Source organism: Novosphingobium sp. P6W, from assembly GCF_000876675.2.
GTDB lineage: Bacteria > Pseudomonadota > Alphaproteobacteria > Sphingomonadales > Sphingomonadaceae > Novosphingobium.
Genome location: NZ_CP030354.1, coordinates 66,707 through 86,130 on the forward strand (window position 1 = coordinate 66,707; position 19,424 = coordinate 86,130).

General features: G+C 59.0%; 19 protein-coding genes. 10 read left to right on the plus strand and 9 right to left on the minus strand.

Annotated features, from left to right (window positions below; translation table 11 throughout):
- Positions 1 to 30: 30 nt before the first annotated feature.
- Together TQ38_RS26095 and TQ38_RS26105 are read right to left on the minus strand one after the other, a co-directional pair.
- Positions 31 to 2,517, minus strand: a complete 2,487-nt coding sequence (locus TQ38_RS26095; RefSeq protein ID WP_240198219.1) for a PAS domain-containing protein — start codon at positions 2,515 to 2,517, stop codon at positions 31 to 33.
- Between the two features lie 1,151 nt (positions 2,518 to 3,668).
- Positions 3,669 to 3,899, minus strand: a complete 231-nt coding sequence (locus tag TQ38_RS26105; RefSeq protein ID WP_043980663.1) for a hypothetical protein — start codon at positions 3,897 to 3,899, stop codon at positions 3,669 to 3,671.
- A gap of 168 nt (positions 3,900 to 4,067) precedes the next feature.
- Between TQ38_RS26105 and istA the strand changes: the two genes are divergently transcribed.
- Positions 4,068 to 5,561: an IS21 family transposase gene (gene istA, locus TQ38_RS26110; RefSeq protein ID WP_113942088.1), complete on the plus strand. Its 1,494-nt coding sequence runs from the start codon at positions 4,068 to 4,070 to the stop codon at positions 5,559 to 5,561.
- Positions 5,558 to 6,325 (plus strand): IS21-like element ISSsp5 family helper ATPase IstB, encoded by a 768-nt coding sequence (gene istB / locus TQ38_RS26115; protein WP_043981190.1) that lies wholly within the window; start codon positions 5,558 to 5,560, stop codon positions 6,323 to 6,325. Before istA ends, istB begins: the two co-directional genes overlap by 4 nt.
- A 129-nt stretch (positions 6,326 to 6,454) precedes the next feature.
- Here the strand turns inward: istB and TQ38_RS26120 are convergent, their stop codons facing one another.
- Both TQ38_RS26120 and TQ38_RS26125 read right to left on the minus strand, forming a co-directional pair.
- Positions 6,455 to 6,778: a hypothetical protein gene (locus TQ38_RS26120; RefSeq protein WP_240198220.1), complete on the minus strand. Its 324-nt coding sequence runs from the start codon at positions 6,776 to 6,778 to the stop codon at positions 6,455 to 6,457.
- Positions 6,779 to 7,112: 334 nt separating this feature from the next.
- Complete coding sequence (locus TQ38_RS26125; RefSeq protein ID WP_043980660.1) at positions 7,113 to 7,349, minus strand: hypothetical protein; 237 nt, start codon at positions 7,347 to 7,349, stop codon at positions 7,113 to 7,115.
- A gap of 717 nt (positions 7,350 to 8,066) precedes the next feature.
- Between TQ38_RS26125 and TQ38_RS26130 the strand changes: the two genes are divergently transcribed.
- Positions 8,067 to 8,258, plus strand: a complete 192-nt coding sequence (locus TQ38_RS26130; protein ID WP_043980653.1) for a YdcH family protein — start codon at positions 8,067 to 8,069, stop codon at positions 8,256 to 8,258.
- Between the two features lie 696 nt (positions 8,259 to 8,954).
- Here the strand turns inward: TQ38_RS26130 and TQ38_RS26135 are convergent.
- The 3 genes from TQ38_RS26135 to TQ38_RS26140 all read right to left on the minus strand — a co-directional run bounded on the left by TQ38_RS26135 (position 8,955) and on the right by TQ38_RS26140 (position 10,056).
- Entirely contained in the window at positions 8,955 to 9,146 is a 192-nt protein-coding gene (locus tag TQ38_RS26135; protein WP_043980654.1) for a hypothetical protein, read from the minus strand.
- A 113-nt stretch (positions 9,147 to 9,259) separates the two neighbouring features.
- The gene (locus tag TQ38_RS31355) at positions 9,260 to 9,391 is read right to left on the minus strand and encodes a hypothetical protein (RefSeq protein ID WP_255418011.1); all 132 of its coding nucleotides are present in this window, start codon (positions 9,389 to 9,391) and stop codon (positions 9,260 to 9,262) included.
- 164 nt (positions 9,392 to 9,555) lie between these two features.
- Positions 9,556 to 10,056, minus strand: a complete 501-nt coding sequence (locus TQ38_RS26140) for a sigma factor-like helix-turn-helix DNA-binding protein (protein ID WP_370059848.1) — start codon at positions 10,054 to 10,056, stop codon at positions 9,556 to 9,558.
- Positions 10,057 to 10,522: 466 nt separating this feature from the next.
- Here TQ38_RS26140 and TQ38_RS26145 point away from each other — a divergent pair, with 466 nt between their 5' ends.
- From TQ38_RS26145 to TQ38_RS26160, 4 genes are all read left to right on the plus strand, one after another.
- Positions 10,523 to 10,849 carry a hypothetical protein gene (locus TQ38_RS26145; protein WP_205316207.1) on the plus strand — a complete coding sequence of 109 codons (327 nt, stop codon included), beginning with the start codon at positions 10,523 to 10,525 and terminating at the stop codon, positions 10,847 to 10,849.
- A gap of 178 nt (positions 10,850 to 11,027) precedes the next feature.
- Positions 11,028 to 12,137: an IS630 family transposase gene (locus TQ38_RS26150; RefSeq protein ID WP_043980655.1), complete on the plus strand. Its 1,110-nt coding sequence runs from the start codon at positions 11,028 to 11,030 to the stop codon at positions 12,135 to 12,137.
- A gap of 286 nt (positions 12,138 to 12,423) precedes the next feature.
- Positions 12,424 to 13,595, plus strand: a protein-coding gene (locus TQ38_RS26155) for an IS3 family transposase (protein WP_113942089.1) whose coding sequence is annotated in 2 segments (ribosomal slippage) — positions 12,424 to 12,688 and positions 12,688 to 13,595 — 1,173 coding nt in all. Because the reading frame shifts where the segments join, the coding sequence is not laid out codon by codon here.
- A 509-nt stretch (positions 13,596 to 14,104) separates the two neighbouring features.
- Entirely contained in the window at positions 14,105 to 14,503 is a 399-nt protein-coding gene (locus tag TQ38_RS26160; protein WP_113942090.1) for a hypothetical protein, read from the plus strand.
- A gap of 99 nt (positions 14,504 to 14,602) precedes the next feature.
- On the opposite strand, the gene TQ38_RS26165 is transcribed toward TQ38_RS26160, so the two are convergent.
- Both TQ38_RS26165 and TQ38_RS30200 read right to left on the minus strand, forming a co-directional pair.
- Positions 14,603 to 15,064 (minus strand): hypothetical protein, encoded by a 462-nt coding sequence (locus tag TQ38_RS26165; protein ID WP_162792402.1) that lies wholly within the window; start codon positions 15,062 to 15,064, stop codon positions 14,603 to 14,605.
- A 454-nt stretch (positions 15,065 to 15,518) separates the two neighbouring features.
- A complete protein-coding gene (locus TQ38_RS30200) occupies positions 15,519 to 16,001 on the minus strand; it encodes a hypothetical protein (protein ID WP_162792403.1) in 483 nt (160 codons plus the stop codon).
- 481 nt (positions 16,002 to 16,482) lie between these two features.
- Here TQ38_RS30200 and TQ38_RS26170 point away from each other — a divergent pair.
- The 3 genes from TQ38_RS26170 to TQ38_RS26180 all read left to right on the plus strand — a co-directional run bounded on the left by TQ38_RS26170 (position 16,483) and on the right by TQ38_RS26180 (position 19,325).
- Positions 16,483 to 17,429, plus strand: a protein-coding gene (locus TQ38_RS26170; RefSeq protein ID WP_113942086.1) for an IS630 family transposase whose coding sequence is annotated in 2 segments (ribosomal slippage) — positions 16,483 to 16,822 and positions 16,822 to 17,429 — 948 coding nt in all. Because the reading frame shifts where the segments join, the coding sequence is not laid out codon by codon here.
- Between the two features lie 68 nt (positions 17,430 to 17,497).
- Entirely contained in the window at positions 17,498 to 18,151 is a 654-nt protein-coding gene (locus tag TQ38_RS30205) for a hypothetical protein (RefSeq protein ID WP_162792404.1), read from the plus strand.
- A gap of 334 nt (positions 18,152 to 18,485) precedes the next feature.
- Positions 18,486 to 19,325, plus strand: a complete 840-nt coding sequence (locus TQ38_RS26180) for a hypothetical protein (RefSeq protein WP_162792405.1) — start codon at positions 18,486 to 18,488, stop codon at positions 19,323 to 19,325.
- The last annotated feature ends 99 nt before the right edge of the window (positions 19,326 to 19,424 follow it).

The following is a 19,424-nucleotide window of genomic DNA, read 5'->3' on the forward strand; positions in this document are numbered from 1 at the left end:
CGCCACGTCCTTGTCAATTCGCCCAAAGGATCAATCTGCGGTTCCACCCGATATTATTTCGCGAACGCGAGTAGCAAGCGCATCCATAGCGAAAGGTTTGGTTATCATCTCCATCCCATCCCCCAAAAATCCAGAAGCCATGGCCGCGTTCTCGGCATAGCCCGTCATAAATAGGACTTTTAGGTCGGGTCGAGATTTCCGCGCTGCATCAGCGATCTGCCTCCCGTTAAGGCCCGGCAGGCCGATGTCCGTCACCAAAAGATCAATTCTTTTCTGAGACTGCAGAATACTGAGGCCGGTGGGCCCATCGTCTGCCTCGATTGCATTGTAGCCCTGGTCAGAGAGCACTTCCATAATCAGCCCGCGGACCACCGGCTCATCTTCGACAAGAAGTACGACCTCCCCATCTCCAGCTTTGCTGGCTTGCGGCGGTTCGAGAGCGGGCGACTCTGAGGAACCCGCAGCCTGATGCCGAGGCAAATAAAGCTTGATACTCGTACCGTGGCCCACCTTGGAATCAATCTGGACATGACCGTCCGATTGCCGCGCGAAACCGTAGATCATCGAAAGGCCGAGACCGGTACCCTGGCCAAGCGGCTTCGTTGTGAAAAACGGCTCGAACGCTCTCTGAATGGTATCCTTGTCCATACCAGTGCCGGTGTCGGTCACGGTGAGACAGACGTATTGGCTAGGCTCCACGTCTTGCTGCTGGGAGACATGCAGCTCGTTAAGCTGGGCGTTGCTTGTCTCAATGGTGAGCGTTCCTCCGTCCGGCATCGCGTCGCGCGCGTTGATGACGAGGTTCAGAACGGCGCTTTCCAATTGGTTGGGATCGCACAGTGTCTCCCACAGGTCGCTGGCATGCAAGCATTCGAGGTGCACGCTCTCCCCCAAGGTTCGGCGAAGCATATCTTCCATGGAAGCAATCAGTGGATTGGCCCGGACGGGACGGGGGTCGAGGGGCTGCCTGCGCGCGAATGCCAGCAAGCGATGCGTCAACGCAGCGGCCTTTTCTGCGGAGCCTGCCGCTCCGGCGAGCCATCGGCTGAGGTCTTCCGTGCGGCCCTCAGAAAGCCGGCTTTTCATGATATCGAGCGAACCGGTGATGCCTTGCAAGAGATTATTGAAATCATGTGCAATGCCGCCGGTCAACTGGCCGACGGCCTCCATCTTTTGCGACTGGCGCAGCGCATCCTCCGCGGTCGCCAGTGCATCGGCGGCCTGCTTTTGCTCGGTGATGTCGCGGCCATAGGCATACACCAGCCCGTCCTCCATCGCGGTATGCCATGAAATCCAACGCGGCTCACCGGCCTGGGTCAGAAAACGGTTTTCATAACCAATGAGGTCGCCCTCGCTGAGGGCCTCAGCCAGTGCCCTCGTGCTCGATTCAAGATCTTCCGGATCGATGAAGTCGGCGAAATATCGCCCGACCACATCCTCCGTTTGATGGCCGAAAATACGTGTCCACGACGGGCTGACCGCGCGAAACTTTCCCGCCTCATCGACAACGACGATGAGATCGCGCGTATGAGACCATATGCGATCGGCTCGCCGCCGCTCGGCGTCGAGAGATGCGATATTTGCGAGCGCGCCGCTGATCTGCCCGGCTATGAGCTGCGCATAATCGGCGATGTGCTGGTCATTGCCTTGATAAGGATTAAGGCCCAGGATGAGGTGGCCGAAGGGAGTATTTCCGGCGTGGCCAGGCACCTGAACCAGGATCGCCTTTCTGGGGGAAGTTTGCCAGGCTCCCGTCGGCCAGGTAGCACCTGAATCCAAATTGATATGGCTCAGCGACGCGCCAGCATTTTCTTCCTTGAGGCGATTAGCCCAACCACTCTCAGCCAGAGGAGCCACATCTTCGGTACACGCTGAAAAGCTTTCCTCGTCTTTAAGCTGAAACATGGCGAACGGAAAATCTCGACGATTGTTTTCAAATGTTGTGCAGACTGCGCGGCGAACCGCTGCGTCGTTCGTAACACCCACCAACCCCATGCCAAGCGAACGCAGCGTTTCGAGCCGGCGCTCCCCAATCACCCGCTCGGTTTCTTCGGTTACCACGCAGAGCAGCCCGCCGACCTCGCCATTGGCCTCGTACAGAGGGCTATAAGAGAAGCTGTGGTACGTTTCTTCAGGCCGGCCGCTTCTCTCGAGCAGCAGCAAGAGGGCTTTATTCCAGGTAGCCTCCCCTGCACGAACTGTTGCAACCTGGTCAGCGACATCGGCGTAAACTTCCGACCAGACTTCTCGAAATGGTCTCGCCAGCGCTGATGGATGCTTGAGCCCTAGCGTGGGAGCATACGCGTCATTGTAGAAAAACAGCAGGTCGTCGCCCCAGCCCAGCCACATCTCGAACCGGGACGTGAGGAGCATCCGCAGCGGGATTTTGAGGCCTTCGGCCCATCCTCGTGGATCACCCAGCGGCGTCTGCGACCAATCGAAAGATCGCATCCGCTGAGCCATGCCGGACTGTCCAGGGAAGACGTCCAGCAGATCTTGAGTCGAAGGTAGCTTCACTGATACCCCACGGCCAACTGGTGTCGTAAACGCATGACTTATCGCCTCGTTGCGTTTACAAAACAGCTTCGCTCAAGGCAACTGACAGGCACGTTCGCCCATACCTATCCTGGGCCGGCGGCCTCACAATCTTGCCCGAATGCGTGATTTGTCCTGATGGGCACCCGCAGCACCGTGGAATGATCTGCTCTCACCCACCTTGGCGGAAGGCGAGTTCGATCCTGTCTCCTTGCCTCCCACGCAAGCCAATTTACCGTAAAAATGGCTCACCCCATCCTCTCAGTAACGCAGCATTCATGGCTTTTACGTCGTTGTTCGATTTTGTCACTGACGGAAGAGGACATGATACAGCGACTGATCCACCGCATCCGCGCCGCGCTCAAGACCCCTTGGTTCTGCAACGCTGGGCAAGCCACATGCTCGTATCGACGCCGATGCCCGGCCTGCCGGGAAGAACATTCCGCGAGCGAGGCCAAATGAGAAACGCGGCTACGCGCACATGGAAGAGGGCTCAGGAAACTGCGCCACCATTTCTGGCGAGACAGTCGATGAATCGGAGCGCCGGAATCCACACAGGTTCCCCCATATGGACGCCGTACCACGGGACTCGGCCCCGGATCGATCAGCGCTGATTCAGGCTGCATAGCACGCTTTGTCGAGCCTCCCATAGCGACCTCGTGGTAGCGGATATCTTCGCGCACATCGCGACGCCTGGCATCAACAGTCTCGGCGAGCTGCTGGCTTTGAAGCGGCAAGCGAGGCCCGAAGAGCTATTTCTGGCGGCATGGCCATCCAATTGGCACAGAGGCCCACGGCCATTGAAAGGTTCATGCAGATCGCAACGATGCGCATCGAGCTCAAAGACAGCGATCCCGTGATCTGGCGCCTGGTCGAGGTGCCCACCTCGATCAACTTATACGTCCGACCGAGTGGCGCGCCGTCAATGGGGAGATCCGGTTGCCATGGCGCGAGCACCGCTACGACGCTGGCGCGAGCGCGGGGGCCGCGCCAGGCAGAACTCGGCGGCTTTCCCCGCCGGATACTTGTTAGTGCCCCATGGCGAAGTCCTCGCCGAACACCGCGTCCAGGCGGCCCAGATGCTCAACGCTCTGATAGGCCTGTGGACGGGGCGCTCCCGGCGACAGCCCTCTTCAATCGGCTGGCGCGGCCTCTTGCATAAGGGGCATCACGTACCATTGCCCCGCTATCGTCCGGAACAATAGCATGGGGCACGCTCCGTCGACGTGTTGAAAGCGGTCGTGATCGCCTTGAGTCATCGCCCATTCGCGAGCCCATTCGATCGCCTTGAATTCGTTTTCGTAATCGCCGCTTTGGGCAACCGGGCAGCTTTGGTCATCATCTCGATACAGGAGATAGCGCATGAGTCTGGCTCCTTACATACTGGTTTGAAAGGGGCGTTGAAACCTGCCCTGAGAACGGCGGTGGAATAGTCGGCCACGGTAGCGGCGGGATAGGTCCGCTGCGGGCGGCGTAAAAGTCGTCCACCTTGAAGCCTTTCTGCTTGGCAGGGAGGACTGGGGATTTTCAGCGTGGAACTCTATCTGAAGGTACGTCTGGCTTGCGCGGAAGGGCTGAGCCAGCGCAGCGCGGCGAAGCGTTTCAATGTGTCGCGCGACACGGTGCGCAAGATGCTGTCGTTTTCATCGCCGCCTGGTTACCGGCGCCAGGCAGCGCCTTGCCGTCCGAAGCTGGACGGGTTTGTAGCGATCATCGATGGCTGGCTCGACGGGGACGGGGGCGTTCCACGCAAGCAGCGCCATACGGCGAAGCGGGTATTCGATCGCCTGCGCCAGGAGCATGGGTTCACCGGCGGCTATACGATCATCAAGGATTACGTCCGGGAGCGCGAGCAGCGTAGCCGGGAGATGTTCGTGCCGCTGGCCCACCCGGCGGGCGATGCGCAGGCTGATTTTGGGGAAGCGCTGGTGGAGATCGGCGGGGTCACGCAGAAGGCGCACTTCTTCGTGCTCGATCTGCCGCACAGTGACGGGTGCTATGTCCGTGCTTACCCGGCGGCGGTGGCCGAAGCCTGGGTCGACGGTCACGTCCATGCCTTCGCCTTTTTCGGCGGGGTGCCCCGCTCGATCGTCTACGATAACGATCGCTGCCTGGTGGCGAAGATCCTGCCCGACGGCACGAGGCAGCGCGCATCGCTGTTCAGCGCTTTCCTGTCGCATTACGTGATCCGCGATCGCTACGCACGCCCGGGCAAGGGGAACGAGAAGGGCAATGTGGAAGGGCTGGTGGGCTATTGCCGGCGTAACTTCATGGTGCCGATCCCGCAGTTCCCGACCTGGGAGGCGTTCAACATGTGGCTCGAGGAGCAGTGCCGCAAACGCCAGAACGACAAGCTGCGGGGGGAGAGTGAGACGATCGGCGAGCGACTTCAGCGCGATCTTGCCGCGATGCAGCCGCTGCCAGCCTCCCCCTTCGAGGCTTGTGACCAGACCAGCGGACGTGTCTCGTCACAGTCCCTGGTGCGTTACAAGACCAACGACTATTCGGTGCCGGTGGCCTGGGGGCATCAGGAAGTCTGGGTCCGGGGTTATGTCGATGAGGTGGTGATCGGCTGCCGCAGCGAGGTCATCGCCCGGCATCCCCGTTGCTGGCGGCGGGACGAGGTCATCTTCGATCCGCTTCATTATCTCCCGCTGATCGAACAGAAGATCAATGCGCTGGACCAGGCGGCGCCGCTGCAGGGATGGGAACTGCCCGAGGCGTTCGCGACACTGCAACGCCTGATGGAAGCGCGCATGCACAAGCATGGCAAGCGCGAGTATGTGCAGGTGCTGCGCTTGCTGGAGAGCTTCGATATCGCCGATCTCCAGGCGGCGGTGGAGCAGGCTATCGACCTGGGCGCCGTCGGCTTCGATGCCGTCAAGCATCTCGTCCTGTGCCGGGTCGAACGCGTGCCGCCCAGGCTGGACCTGGACGTCTATCCCTTCCTCCCACGCACCAAAGTCGAGAAGACCTTTGCCAGAGCCTACATGAGCTTGCTCTCCGATGGGCAGAAGGCCGCATGAGCGGTCAGGCCCCCGAGATCCTGCTCGCCCACCATCTCAAGTCGCTCAAGCTGCCCACCTGCCTTCGTGAGCATCAGAAACTGGCCCGGCAATGCGCGGCCGAAGGCCTCGACCATATCCGCTTCCTCGCCCGGCTCATCGAGATGGAGATGATCGACAGGGAGCGTCGCATGGTGGAGCGGCGCATCAAGACCGCACGCTTCCCCGCGGTCAAAAGCCTCGACAGCTTCGACTTCACCGCCATCCCCCGACTCAACAAGATGCAGGTGCTCGAGATGGCGCGCTGCGAATGGATCGAGCGCCGCGAGAACGCCATCGCTCTGGGGCCATCGGGCACGGGCAAAACACATGTGGCCCTCGGACTGGGGCTGGCGGCATGCCAGAAAGGGCTGTCCGTCGGCTTCACCACCGCCGCCGCGTTGGTCAGCGAGATGATGGAAGCCCGCGACGAGCGACGCCTCCTGCGCTTCCAGAAGCAGATGGCTGGATACAAGCTGCTGATCATCGACGAACTGGGCTTCGTGCCGCTCTCCAAGACCGGGGCCGAATTGCTGTTCGAGCTGATCTCACAGCGCTATGAACGCGGCTCGACTTTCATCACCAGCAATCTGCCCTTTGACGAATGGACCGAGACCTTCGGATCCGAACGTCTCACCGGCGCGCTCCTCGACCGGTTGACCCATCACGTCAGCATCCTGGAGATGAATGGCGAGAGCTACCGTCTCGCCCATAGCCGCGCCCGCAAGTCAAAAACCAACCCTTGAAAATCGAGCCAACGCCCGGGGGAGTGGCCCTCGGGCTACGCCCTCACGCCACTCCCCCGGGCGTGCGCCACACTGGCCTGCTTTTACTCCGCCCCGTGGCCGACTTTTGCGCCGCCGTTGACACTGCCCTTAGGCGTGATCGTGCTTTCGCTGCTTGCTTGCGTGTTGGATCCGCGTCGCATGGTCGAGCGCGAGAAGGACACGGTCGATCATGGCCGCGCTGCTCGCCGCTTTCGGCAACTCGCGCAAGGCGAAGCGCTGAAGACAATCGATATCCCTGCTCAGCACGGCAATCTCGATCGGCATCTGCCGAAGGTGCTCGGGATCGACATCCTGCGCTGCGCGGCCCGATGCCAGGAACTGGTCGAGAAACCGCTTGCGGTCGGCAAAGGTCCAGCCAAGAGCCGAAAGCTCGGCGGGGCTCACGCTTAGCAGTGCGATAGCGAATTCCATGATGTCGTCAAAACGTAAGGTGACGCGCAACGCCTTGTTTCGCCGGAGTCGCAAAAGTTTCGATATTCCGTTTTTCATAACATTGAGACAATCCTACCAATCGCATTACTATTCGTCGGGCGGATATACAGCTTGCCGCGAGAGGGCCCGCCCGGGATGAAGAGAAGCGCGATCTCGTGCCGCCGATCCACCGAAAAACGAGGCACGATGGCTTATTTTCGGCAGCCGGAAGGTTGCAGCGGCGATCGCACATCACCGTGCAGGAAATGGATTTGCGCGATCGTGCCATGGTCACGCCGAAAATATCTTTGCCGGACAAGAACGCTGCAGTAGCTTAATGCAGACGGAATTGGCCGGCATCGCGATCGTCTGGCGCACGCGTTGCGGGGAGCACCTGATCGGTAGGAACCGCGCGTCTGACGCCGCGGGGTTTGAGCGAGGCCGGTTTGCTTCGGACCGACGGGCGCTCAAAAGCCCACGACGCCAGAATGGCGCGCTCGACTTCGGGCTCAAGTTTGGGGTGGTGCGCGACCTCAAACGGGTGAAGAAAACGGGCAAATGTTTGCGACATGGCCATGCTCCTTTCATCCTGTCGCCACTGTCTTTTCGTGCGGAGATCACCTTCCGCGACGGCCAATTTTGGTACGGCGGGAAGCCCCGTCAAGATGCAGTTTGCGGCGCCAACGCCCCGAGCGCTAATTTTTTGAGACGCCTCTTGAACGTACAAATATCGCCTCCCAGTTCGCTGAGAGCCTGACGCTCACTGGACCGAAAGGCTGCTAACGACTATTTTGCAACCGGAGGCTTTGCCCATGCATTTCCGCCATTTGCACGACCGTGCGCGTGTTCGCCGTATCAAAGCCGAGGAAACACCTCGGGTGACATCATCAGCCTCAGCACTGTCAACGAGGAGCCGTGCGGGCGGTCCCGATAGGCGTGGCAACGACGGCACGTTCGCCAATTGCGCAATCGGGATCAGTGATTGGATGCTGCCCAACAAATTTCTGCGGCACCGAGGTTCGCATCGAGAGCCGGGAATTGGGCACCATGAAAGAGAGCGCCATCCCCGCCATCATCGAGCCCCTCCCCAATTTCAAGCAGGCCGCCTGAGCCGATCCGCACCCGTGCTCGAGACCTGGGAGGGCCTACGAGCCGATAGCGCTCGCGGGGTGTCGCAGAAAATTGCCGAGAGCCCGCCTCCGGACCGGCGCGCGAGGCCTTGAGTTCCATAGCGCAAAGGTTCGCCGTTTTAATCCTGTCCTGCGATCGAACGAGAAAGGAGAAAATCATGACCGACAGAAATATGAGTTATCTATCGCGCGAACATGCACGTCTGGAAGATCAAATCCGTAAAGAGCGCAAGCAGCGGCTGCCGGACGAAGTTCAGATCGCCCGGCTTAAGAAGTTGAAGCTTGCGGTGAAGGACCAGATGCAGGCGTGGGCGCGCGAGAAGGATGGTTCTGGCCGCTTGACCGCATAATTTAATGGACCTTCTTCCGATTTGAGAATGCCATAGTGCGGCGCTGCGGTCAGTTCGCCGGGCTTTCCCGGTGTTGAGCTGGTCCAGCGTCCGCCTGATGAGCCGAGCGATTTGGTGACGATTCAGACGAACTCGCGTTCTTTTGGATGTGGGATGGGTCGGCCCTGTCCACGACTGCAGCAACGAGCAAGGCGGAAGCTCCGACTTAAGTAGTTCAAATCAGCGTCCCGGCTGCCGCCTGACGCTGAACACGGTCGGCATGACGAAGGATAGGGGCGCAACTACCTCCGGCTGCGGTGATGCTAAACTGCTGCATGGTGAACGGTGACCATCGCACGATCGGTAAATAGGAAGCTCTCGATCACACTCACCATCCCGTGGGCACTGGCGACCCCGGTCATGAGACGCAACAAGTCGCGGGCCGGCGACCGGCGCTCGGCGATAGCGCAGGTCTGCCGTTAGTGCGCGGAAGAACATATGCTTTTCCTACCCGGACCACATTTTTACAGGCGATCACGCCGTAGGTCACGTCGGTTCTGTCCCGAGTGCGGTTTCGATGCCGAACTGGTTTGCTGGCGGGATCCTCGCAGTCAGCGATAGGTGCTTGTTCGCCGGCGGGGCCTGCGACGGAATGGTGCTTTCCATATTATTTGGCCCCCAGGCTGCGGGGCGATGGTGCTGAAACCGGCTAGATCCTCATGCGATGTAAACCTTCACGCGCTCGGCTTCGGCAGCTGAATGGAAGCGCACGAGAATTTGCGTGCTGGACTGCGGGGTCGTCGACAATGGAGCGCTCAGCAGCCCCAATGCCACCCCTTGCGAGAGTCGGGCAAGTTCCTCACCCGTGAGAGTGTAAAGCGGCGAAACTCCGTCTTCGATCCGTTGCATTGCTAATGATCTCCTCGTCGAGCTTGGCTTTTTTGGCCTCGGTAAAACGCCATACCCGACGAGTTCGATCCATAAAATTTGCTACGAAATTGCTGATTGTGGATGTCCTGCACTCACATGACGGACTGTCCTTTGAATAGCTGATACGCAAGCTGCCGCGCGACGATCAGGATGAGAACGCCAGAAAGTTGCCGGCGTTCCGGGATGCCGGCCTGCGCCACAACGACCTCAGTGGCAATCAACAACCCTGCGTCCCTGGAAGATCGAAACCGCAACGGTCTCGGTCGAAAGCACGCGGTGTCTGCGAGGCTGGCCGTAGTTTTAGGGCACTGCAGACCGGCCGCTTTGTCTACCGAGCTGCGCCGACCTATCGCCGCACATACTTGGCGATGCCCAAGCGCTCTGAAGATCAGACGCCGGCCCGTGACTTTGCCGGCAGGCGTTCGCCTGCCTTTTGAAGTACGGCGAGGTTTACCTTTTCAAGTGCACGCACCTCGATCTGCCGGATACGCTCGCGACTGACATTGTAAACCAGGCTCAGGTCCTCGAGCGTTTTCGGCTCATCGACCAGTCGCCTGTGGACCAATATGTCGCGCTCGCGTTCGCTCAGTCTGTCGAGTGCCTCAAACAACATATCTCGCCGGAATTTTCGTTTCTGCGCGCTGGCGATCAGCTCATCCGGGAGGGGCTGGTCGTCCGCCAAAAGGTCCTGCCACTGGTCCTCACCGCTTTCACCGACCATCACATTGAGCGAGGCGTCGCCGCCCAGCATCATGCGCCGGTTCATGCTGATCACCTCTTTACCCGAGACACCAAGCTCGGTCGAAACTTTCTGGACCTGCTCTGGAGTCAGGTCGGTATCGTCATAGGCTTTCAACGAGTTCTTGATGCGGCGCAGATTGAAAAACAAGCGCTTTTGCGCGGCGGTAGCGGCCCAAATCCACCGTGGGGCAGTTGGTCCGAAAAATTGGGCGCCTGTGTGGTGAGCAAGGGCTCGCCAAGCCAGGCAGAAAGCCGATTGCCGCACGGGTCGCGACGATTGACCGGGCGAGATTGGTGAAGGCTCGTGACGGACCGAAAGCATCCGTTGACTTGTACCGCCCGGTGACGTCAGGCAGCGCATGACGCCATGCTGGCCGAAATCCTCGACGAACGCCTTCCGCCGCGTCGCGGACGGCGCAATCCACGCGGCGTCAAACGAAAGATGAGCTCCTTCCCGCTCCGTCGACGAGGCGATCCCTCGCCCACCGCAGTCAACCTCGCCATGGCAATCCGTATTATTAGGTGAACAGTATTGTGCTTAGCCGATGTTCTTCATATGTCTGGCTTAGCGGTGTCTGGCGAACAAATCTTGAGTTGAGGCCAAGCGGCCTCACATGCGCAAGGTGCTGCACCTCGGCGATGGCCGTTTGTGGGATGGAGATGCTCGCCGCTGGCGGTCGGATTGCGGCAAGGTCACCGCAGTGCGCGGTGCAGGGCTGTTGGACGTGCAGAGCACCTATGTCGTGCTGGCCTGTGCTCACCTGGACCACGATCCCGGCAACAACCATCCGGCAAACCTCGCTGCGCTATGCCAGCGGTGCCATATGCTACACGACGCGGCCGAGCATCGTTGGCAGCGTTGGTGGAACGTCTTCCGGCTTTGCGCAATCCGGGATCTTTTCGAGGATCCGCGCAGTGTCCGGGACGGGCGCGCCAATTAAGGCGTAAGACGGCCAGGAATTTGCGGCGGATACTGGGGTTGTTAGGGACAATGCGAGCAATACTGGAACCAGGCGCATGTGTTCACCTCGGCCATTGCTAAAGACCTAGTGGATTGATCGGAACGAATGAGTCCGCTTGAGGGATTCCCATTCTTTCGGTGCCGTGCGACGATGCGGCATGCGAACGGGTATTGAGATCGAGGTCACTGCACCGGACACGAAGCGGCTTGAGGCGATTGTTGCGGCGCGGGGTTCGCCGCAGAAGCATGTTTGGCGGGCGCGGATCATTCTCCTGACGGCTCGGGGCCTGGGCACCCAGGCGATCATGATGGCGACGGGCAAATCCAAGACGTGCGTATGGCGCTGGCAGGAAAGGTTCATGGCCGAAGGCGTGGATGGGTTACTGCGCGACAAGACCCGCCCACCGGGGATTGCGCCTCTCGAGGCTGCTTTGGTTGACAAGGTCGTGAAGCTGACGCTGGAGACGCCCAGCCACGAGGCTACCCATTGGACGGTGCGCGCGATGGCTAAAGCCGTTGGTATCGCGGCGTCATCGGTCGTGAAAATCTGGCACGACCACGGTCTGGCGCCCCATCGTTGGCGCAGCTTCAAGCTGTCCAACGACAAGGCTTTTGCCGAGAAGCTTCACGATGTCGTCGGGCTTTACGTCTCACCGCCTGCGCACGCGATCGTGCTGTCAGTCGATGAAAAGAGCCAGATCCAGGCGCTCGACCGGACCCAACCGGGCTTGCCGCTGAAGCGCGGTCGCGGCGCGACCATGACGCATGACTACAAGCGCAACGGGACCACGACCCTGTTCGCCGCGCTCAATGTCCTGGATGGTTCCGTGATCGGCCGCAACATGCAACGGCACCGGCATCAGGAGTTCATCCGGTTCCTGAACACGATCGAAGCCCAGATGCCCGCTGACAAGGCCATCCACGTCATCCTCGACAATTATGCGACCCACAAGCAGCCGAAGGTCCGCGCCTGGTTGGCCAGGCATCCGCGTTGGACCTTCCACTTCATCCCGACGTCGTGCTCATGGCTCAATGCCGTCGAGGGCTTTTTCGCCAAGCTCACACGGCGCCGGCTGAAAAACGGCGTCTTTCATTCCGTCGTAGATCTCCAGGCCGCCATCAACCGCTTTATAAAGGAGCATAACGAGGATCCCCGCCCCTTCATCTGGAAGGCGGATCCGGACGAAATTATAGCCGCTGTACGGCGCGGGCACCAAGTGTTGGAATCAATCCACTCTTATGTTCGTTTTCAAGAGCCTTCGGCATGATGATGTCCTTTCCGCCCGAGATGACGAAATCCAATTTGTGAAGCTCATGTGCAGAGTAGGGAGCAGGGCTTTCGACGACGGTTGGCATACTCTTATGCGCGGGTTGGCTACCGCATATCCGTATGTTCGTCTGGGGCTGCCTCTGTCTAGAATCGGGCATAGACTTTTAGTCCGCCACATAGTGGGTACGAGGATTCCCCACCGGGGCCCTGCTCCCAACTTTTGATCTGCCCCCCGCTGAGTGGCCCAGAGACTATGATAGTCTGGACCATGAAAGGGGCATTGAATGCCGAGCAAGAAGCACAAGCCGGAAGAGATCATCGGCAAGCTGCGTGAAGTTGAGATTGTGCTAGCGCAGGGAGCCTCGACTGCCGAGGCATGCCGGCGGATCGCGGTCAGCGAGCAGACCTATTATCGGTGGCGCAAGGAGTATGGCGGCCTGAAGACCGATCAGGCGCGGCGGATGAAGGATCTGGAGAAGGAGAACCAGCGGCTTCGCCGTGCGATCTCGGACCTGACGCTGGACAAGCTGATCCTGCAGGAGGCGGCAAAGGGAAACTTCTAAGCCCCGCGCGGCGGCGACGCTGCATTGATCATGTGCGACGAGAGTTTCCGGTATCCGAGCGACGGATATGCCGGGTGCTGGGTCAGCATCGATCGACGCAGCGCAAGATGCCGCGCGGGGCGGATGACGAACAGGCACTGACCGAGGACATCATTGCATTGGCGAAGCAATATGGTCGTTACGGCTACCGCCGGGTCACGGCGTTGCTGTGCCATGCAGGGTGGACGGTGAACCATAAACGTGTCGAGCGGATATGGCGGCGTGAAGGACTGAAAGTCCCGCAGCGCCAGCCAAAGCGCGGGCGTCTATGGCTCAATGACGGATCCTGCATCCGCCTGCGGCCGGAATATCCGGGACATGTATGGGCCTACGACTTCGTCGAAGGGCGCACGCATGATGGCCGCAAGTTCCGCATCCTGACCATCATCGATGAGGCCAGCCGGGAGTGCCTGGCGCTCGTCGTGGCGCGTCGGCTCAGGCATGAGGATGTTCTGGCGGCCTTAGCCGACCTGTTCATCTCGCGCGGCCCTCCGGCACATATACGGTCCGATAATGGCAGCGAATTTATCGCGACCGCCGTCCAGCAATGGCTGGGGCAGATCGGCGTGAAGACGCTCTACATCACGCCGGGATCACCATGGGAGAATGGCTATAACGAAAGCTTCAACGGGTCGCTTCGCGACGAACTGCTCAACGGCGAGATCTTCTACAGCCTCGCCGAAGCCAAGGTGCTGATCGAAGCTTGGCGGCGGCATTACAACACCGTCCGCCCGCATAGCAGTCTGGGATACCGACCACCGGCACCGGAAACGGCGACACCGCCATATCCGGCCTCCGGTTCCGCTCCGCTCCACCTCCGACCGGATATGGCGGCGATGGGCTTAATCCACTAACAAACCAAACGGTCCACTCGGTGGGGGCAGATCAGCAGGACCGGCCGAAGCAGTCGTTGGCGCTGAATATCTCGCCTATTTGCGCTCTTTATCCGAGCTAGGCCTACCGACACCAGGGCATTCATAGTCTTCAAGCCGATCAACGTTTCCGCCGTTTCGAAGGGATGCCATGCCGCCCGCACAGGCAGTGCCCGCGCGCTTCCCGTTCTCAGTCATTCTACGGATGGTGTCCTCGAAGCGTTTTTGACGAACTGGACACACGGCATTGATGGGGTGCGCACTCCCAGTCGCGCTCCAAACCGTATAACAATCATCGTCAGGATTGCGTGACGGTACCGGAGCGCCCCCAGCCAACAAAACAACAAGTAATAGCATGCTCAGCTTTTCGCCCCGGTCATCGAGGCCTACGCTAACACCGAAATGGCGGTTTGCCATCCTGAAGCCGTTAATATGCGGCATTCCAGTGCCGCCCCGTTGCGGACATGCAGGTCTTCTGAAATGCTGTACCAATGATGATTGCTAATTGTGACTGGAGCCTTTCCAACCCCGGACCGGATGAACTCCTCGTCTGGCTTGAACCATGGGCTGAAGAGTTCATGATTCCGGTTGAATCGACTGTCGCCTTGAAGGCATCAAGCGATGTCGGAGAGTCTGGTGTCGGTGACATCGAATGGGCATCGGATCACGTTGTTGTATGGGCCACTGCGAGAACCGTTGAAGTGTTCATCGACGGACAGCGTCAAGATTCTGCTTCGGCAATTGTGGCAATTCCTGACGGCCTGAGCAAAGATATGCTGAGCATCTTATTTGCGGGTCAACCGTCCGCCCGCCTCGGAGGCGTGGAGTATAGCGTAGTCGATCAACCGTCTTGGAGGGCGCGGCTTCGGCGTCTATTCCGCTTAAACTGATGTCCGGTTTCCACTCCTTCGCGCCCTTCCGGGACGATTTTGCGAGAATGGCAGCGTCCGCCCCAGGATTGCCACTAATGAGCGAAAGCTCAGCGCCCGCTAGCGGTCATACATAGTGTTGGGCTGACGGAAGTGTCTTGGGCGCGCTCTGCCAATGAGTTTATCTAATTCATGCTCAAATTCAGCGCGGTCATCGAGCAAAAGCCCGTTCTTGCTTTGGCTTGCCGAAAAGAACATAGATCCGCCGTCCAAAACTATTCGTAAGCGATTCCCCTTCTGCCACAGCCCTATATCGCACGTGGTTTCGGTTTGCATGACGAACAAATTTTTATGGACACCCTTCCACACTTTTAACGACCGTAGAACTGCACCGTTACCGGCATCATCCCCCGACGCTATTACTTCAACGTCGGCGATGATCGACGCTGACTCATACGCTTTTTGAGCCAACGCGCGGATTTCAGATTTCGAAGGCTCCAGATTTGCTGGACTGCAACCTAAAGCGGCACTGGCTGGCAGCAGGCAGGCAAAGGAGAATAGCGACATGGCAAGGCGTATCATACGTCATTATCGCCACAGTGTAGTGTTGACGCAACAGTCTTCCTTACTGCGGTGGCTGCCGAAACCCGATGGTCCTCTTTCCACCACTTCGCGCCCTTTCGGGACGATTTTGCGAAAATGGCAGCATCCGCCCCATTGCAGCCATGAGCGAACCCTCACGACGCACCACAAAGCTGACATTGCACCGCTGCCTCAAGGATGATTACATCGGCTTATTAACTGAGGTGCAAGGTCCTATGAAACAATTGGTCACAATTGGCCTCATTGCAATTTCATCACCCGCACTAGCAAAGCCGGTGGCTTCGCTTCCAACGCCGGTGGCCGCAGCGAAAGCTTATGTGGCTTACGAAGAGAATATCTGCCGGGCCCTCATCGACGTATGTGAGAGCATCCCGCATCCCGACCCGACCGGGGTACGAAGTTTAAGCTGCCGTCCCGTCGCGAGCGATGCGGCTCAGTGCAGGTTCGAGGCAGCAGGGCGCTCATGCAAGGCGCGGTTCGTTAAAGACCCTTCATCCACTGACGGCTGGGCGGTTGCGTTCCGCAGTCGCGTCCCAAAGGGGCCGGATTTGAACTGCAAATGAGCAAAAAATGCGCGAAGAATGTCCGGTTTGCCAGCAACGCCTTCACAGGACGACAGCCCGCTTACCACCACTTCGCGCCCTTCCGGGACGATTTCGCGAAAATGGCAGCACCCCCCAAAGTTGCCATTCGCCCGCGCTCGTGAACAATCTTGCATCCGCTGTGGAGGTGAAGCAATACAAGCTATGGTCAATGGTTTCACGGTTTTATGGTGTGTTGCGGGCATCATCATTACAATTATGACCGCACTCGGCCTTAACCGGTGCAGGCCTGAATGGACGCATGCGAGGCGCGCTTTAATCTCCATTACGGCTTCTACAACACCCGTCATCGGTATCACGGCTTTTTTGCTCACCTCACTAGATGGCCCCTTTTCGCTAATCCTGACGCTGGAACCGGATGAATTCTTAGTCCCTTTCGGCTTTCAGATTTTAGTGAGCGTTTTCTCGGCTGCGCCGCTAGGTTGGTGGATATCGCGCATCCCCAGAGCCCCCCATCTTTCCGAGACAGTTTTTGAATGATGCTGGCTAGCGGGCGCAGTAACCGGCACACATCCCGAAGCGCCAAAACGCGCCGTTCCGGACTCGCCCCCCGTCGGTCGTTCGTTCTTCGGCTTGAGAACCGCTGATCTCGCCGTTAGCTGCCGCTTCTCACATCAACGACAAGGCTGATGAACGAACCGGAAGTTACGGGCGAGCAATCTGCCCCTTGCAATGTCAATTCTCAGGGGTGGGGACCAGCTTTAGAGCGTTTTCCACAGCGCCTGAATCGCGAAAGATTCCCTCCGCGTGAAAATTCTGATTCAGAATCCTTGCTGGGTATGGAGGCCGGCATGGATGGCCAGAGCATTGTCGCAGGATTTGCGTGATCGTGTTGTTGCCGCAGTCGAAGGAGGCCTGAGCTGCCGGGCAGCGGCGGCGCGTTTCGGGGTTGGCGTAGCGACGGCGATCCGCTGGCGGCAAATCGCGCTGGCGCATGGACGAGCCGTTGCCGGCAAGCCTGGTGGCGATCAGCGATCATCGAAGACCGACGCACATGCCGATCTCATCATGACCATGCTCGAGGAGAACGGGGACATTACCCTCGAAGAGATCCGCTCGGGTCTTGCCGCGCGCGGTGTCCACGTTGGGATCGGTACGCTGTGGCGCTTCTTCGACCGGCACAGGATCACGCGCAAAAAAAGTCGGGTCATGCGATCGAGCAAGATCGTCCGGACGTCCTGAAGCAACGACGGGCGTGGTTCGACTACCAACTGGATCTGGAGCCCGAGCGCCTGATCTTCATCGACGAGACGTGGACCGCGACCAACATGGCCCGCAGCCATGGCCGCTGCCTCAGGGGAGAGCGCCTGCGGATGGGCTTCCCGCATGGTCATCGCAAGACGACCACGTTCGTCGCGGGGCTGCGCATGACCGGGATGATCGCCCCGATGGTGCTGGACGGGCCGATCAACGGCGACTGGTTCGAAGCCTACGTCGCCCAGGTACTCGTGCCAGAGCTCAAGCCAGGCGACGTGGTCATCATGGACAATCTCTCGAGCCACAAGCGCGTGGCCGTCCGCGACAGAATTGAGGCCGCCGGGGCAGCGTTGCGCTTCCTCCCGCCCTACAGCCCCGACTTCAACCCGATCGAAAAGGCCTTCTCACGCCTCAAGGCCATGCTGCGCAAAGCATCCGAACGCACCGTCTCAGGCCTGTGGGATCTCATCGGCAAACTCGTCGATATCTTCCAGCCCGACGAGTGCGCCAATTACTTTAGCTCCTGCGGCTACGATCCAGCGTGATCGGAAAACGCTCTAAGGCTTCGCACCCCCGTGTACGCTGCGCTTCCTAGCGCGGGCAGAGAACTGGAATGACCAGTCGCCTCATGCTAACGAAATTTCAAACGAGGGAATTAATTGGCATGATCATTAGTGTGATTTCGCTGGCAAGTGCATTAGTTGCCCCGTCTGCCGACCAGGGGGTAGCCAAGCAACTTTTACGGAAAATAGCGGCCGCGCGTTTTAGTGCACACTTAAATGAGCCTCTTTATCAAGCTGTTACGTTGGACGTGGCTCCGGAGGGAAAAGTTATTGCCTGCGATCCGGGAGAAGGAGAAGGTGATACAGCCAGCCTCGGAAAAATCTGTTCCATGGCTCTCGGCATCAAATTTATCGCTGCAAAAATCGAAGGAAAACCGGCGTATGGCCGTATCCGCACAATAATCGAGGTATACAGCCCCCCAATGGACAAGGCGCATGTCGAATTACCACCAGAACAGGTACTGAGCGTCAATCGGCTGCCCGACGAAGCAAAGGGTGCCCTCGAAATCAAAACCAACCTATTCATCTCCGCTGCCGGGTCAGTTGAGCGTTGCGAAGCGGCCGATGACAAGTACCGGGCTTATGCAAATGTCGCCTGCACTCAATTGATCCGCATAACGGCCCCCGTATTGAAAAATCGTTCAGGGGACGCAGTAGGCTACGTCACCGCAGTCCACACCCGGTTCGTCAAAGAAGGCACTTAATTGCCAATTGAACCGACCGTTACCATGCGCTGCAATTCACCCACTGGATCCCCGTTCATCCGGCCCGGCGTAGGCTCCGCCTTATGGCGGCTATCGGCGAAGGCAGCCGTTCGGTAGGCGCGAGGGCTATGGCAGGTTTCCACCACTTCTCGCCTTCCCAGAACGATTTGGTGAAATGGCAGCACCCGCCCCAAAGCGGACACTCGCTCGGGATTGCGGGCTTGTCATACCAGCCAGGCTCCTCCAACCTTGCCAGTTGAGACTGAGGAGGATTTTCACTGTGCTTAGTTGGACTTTGGCTGTCCTCCAAGCTGCGGTAGCCAGTGCTGTTGGTGTGACAGTTCAGGACGCATCGTCCAGCTTGCAAGGCAAGGCGCAGTGCGTGCCTTTCGATTGGGTGTCGGATGACGAAAGTTCTCCCAGGGCCGCGATCAGCGTTCCCATCAAGATCAACGGCAAGATCGTTCGACTTCAGCTTGATACCGGTTCGGATGCGACGATCCTATACGGACATGTAGCCGATCACGCCGGATGGGTCAGTCATGGGCATAAGTCGTTTCGCGCTACTTCGCTGATGATAGGATCGACCTCGATCGACAGGCCCGAAATTTATATCGCCTCAGACATGGAGGAAGATGCGAGGCTTGTGGGAACGCTTGGGCTTCCTGAACTAATGGGCCGCATTACTGTTATAGACTATCCTCGCCAGCGCTTCTGCTTGTTCTCTGAGGCAGACCTTCCAGCACCTTTGAAAAGCGCCACCTACGTCCGGGCCGACTTACGCCATTCAAAGTTTTTTGTCCCTGTGGCCTTTGACGCGTTTCACAGCGACGCCGTGGTTTTTGACACCGGCTCCAGTTCGATGCCGCTAATTGTCGATCTGGATACTTGGAAAAAGGTGACAGGCCTCGCCGACGTTGCGCACGCCTCTACCGCTATCAAAGGCACCGCGTGGGGTAAGCAAGTGACGATGTCTGGGGCACCCGCCGTAGGAACGATGATGGTGGGCAAGCTAGGCCTGGGAAAAGCGACGGTGTTTACAGATGGCGATCAGCCCACAGCATATGCTGACTGGCCCTTTCGAGCAGCAGGAGTGTTAGGTAACGCTTCACTCTGGAATGGGATCGTAATCGTTGATCTGACAGCCAAGGTCCGCTTCGGGTTCGTCCCATGACCTACATTTCGAACGACGCCTGAATATCTGAACCTTGGGGCTTCGCCGCCTGGATCGAAGCTCAGCGCACAGGTTGGGGCGAATTGCCGCGCTCGCCGA

Coding starts and splice junctions, on each gene's coding strand:
- TQ38_RS26105 (WP_043980663.1), bottom strand. CDS start 3,899: ATGCGCTATCTCCTGTATCGAGATGATGACCAAAGCTGCCCGGTTGCC.
- istB (WP_043981190.1), top strand. CDS start 5,558: ATGAGCGGTCAGGCCCCCGAGATCCTGCTCGCCCACCATCTCAAGTCG.
- TQ38_RS26120 (WP_240198220.1), bottom strand. CDS start 6,778: ATGGAATTCGCTATCGCACTGCTAAGCGTGAGCCCCGCCGAGCTTTCG.
- TQ38_RS26125 (WP_043980660.1), bottom strand. CDS start 7,349: ATGTCGCAAACATTTGCCCGTTTTCTTCACCCGTTTGAGGTCGCGCAC.
- TQ38_RS26130 (WP_043980653.1), top strand. CDS start 8,067: ATGACCGACAGAAATATGAGTTATCTATCGCGCGAACATGCACGTCTG.
- TQ38_RS26135 (WP_043980654.1), bottom strand. CDS start 9,146: ATGCAACGGATCGAAGACGGAGTTTCGCCGCTTTACACTCTCACGGGT.
- TQ38_RS26145 (WP_205316207.1), top strand. CDS start 10,523: ATGCGCAAGGTGCTGCACCTCGGCGATGGCCGTTTGTGGGATGGAGAT.
- TQ38_RS26150 (WP_043980655.1), top strand. CDS start 11,028: ATGCGAACGGGTATTGAGATCGAGGTCACTGCACCGGACACGAAGCGG.
- TQ38_RS26160 (WP_113942090.1), top strand. CDS start 14,105: ATGATGATTGCTAATTGTGACTGGAGCCTTTCCAACCCCGGACCGGAT.
- TQ38_RS26165 (WP_162792402.1), bottom strand. CDS start 15,064: ATGATACGCCTTGCCATGTCGCTATTCTCCTTTGCCTGCCTGCTGCCA.
- TQ38_RS30205 (WP_162792404.1), top strand. CDS start 17,498: ATGACCAGTCGCCTCATGCTAACGAAATTTCAAACGAGGGAATTAATT.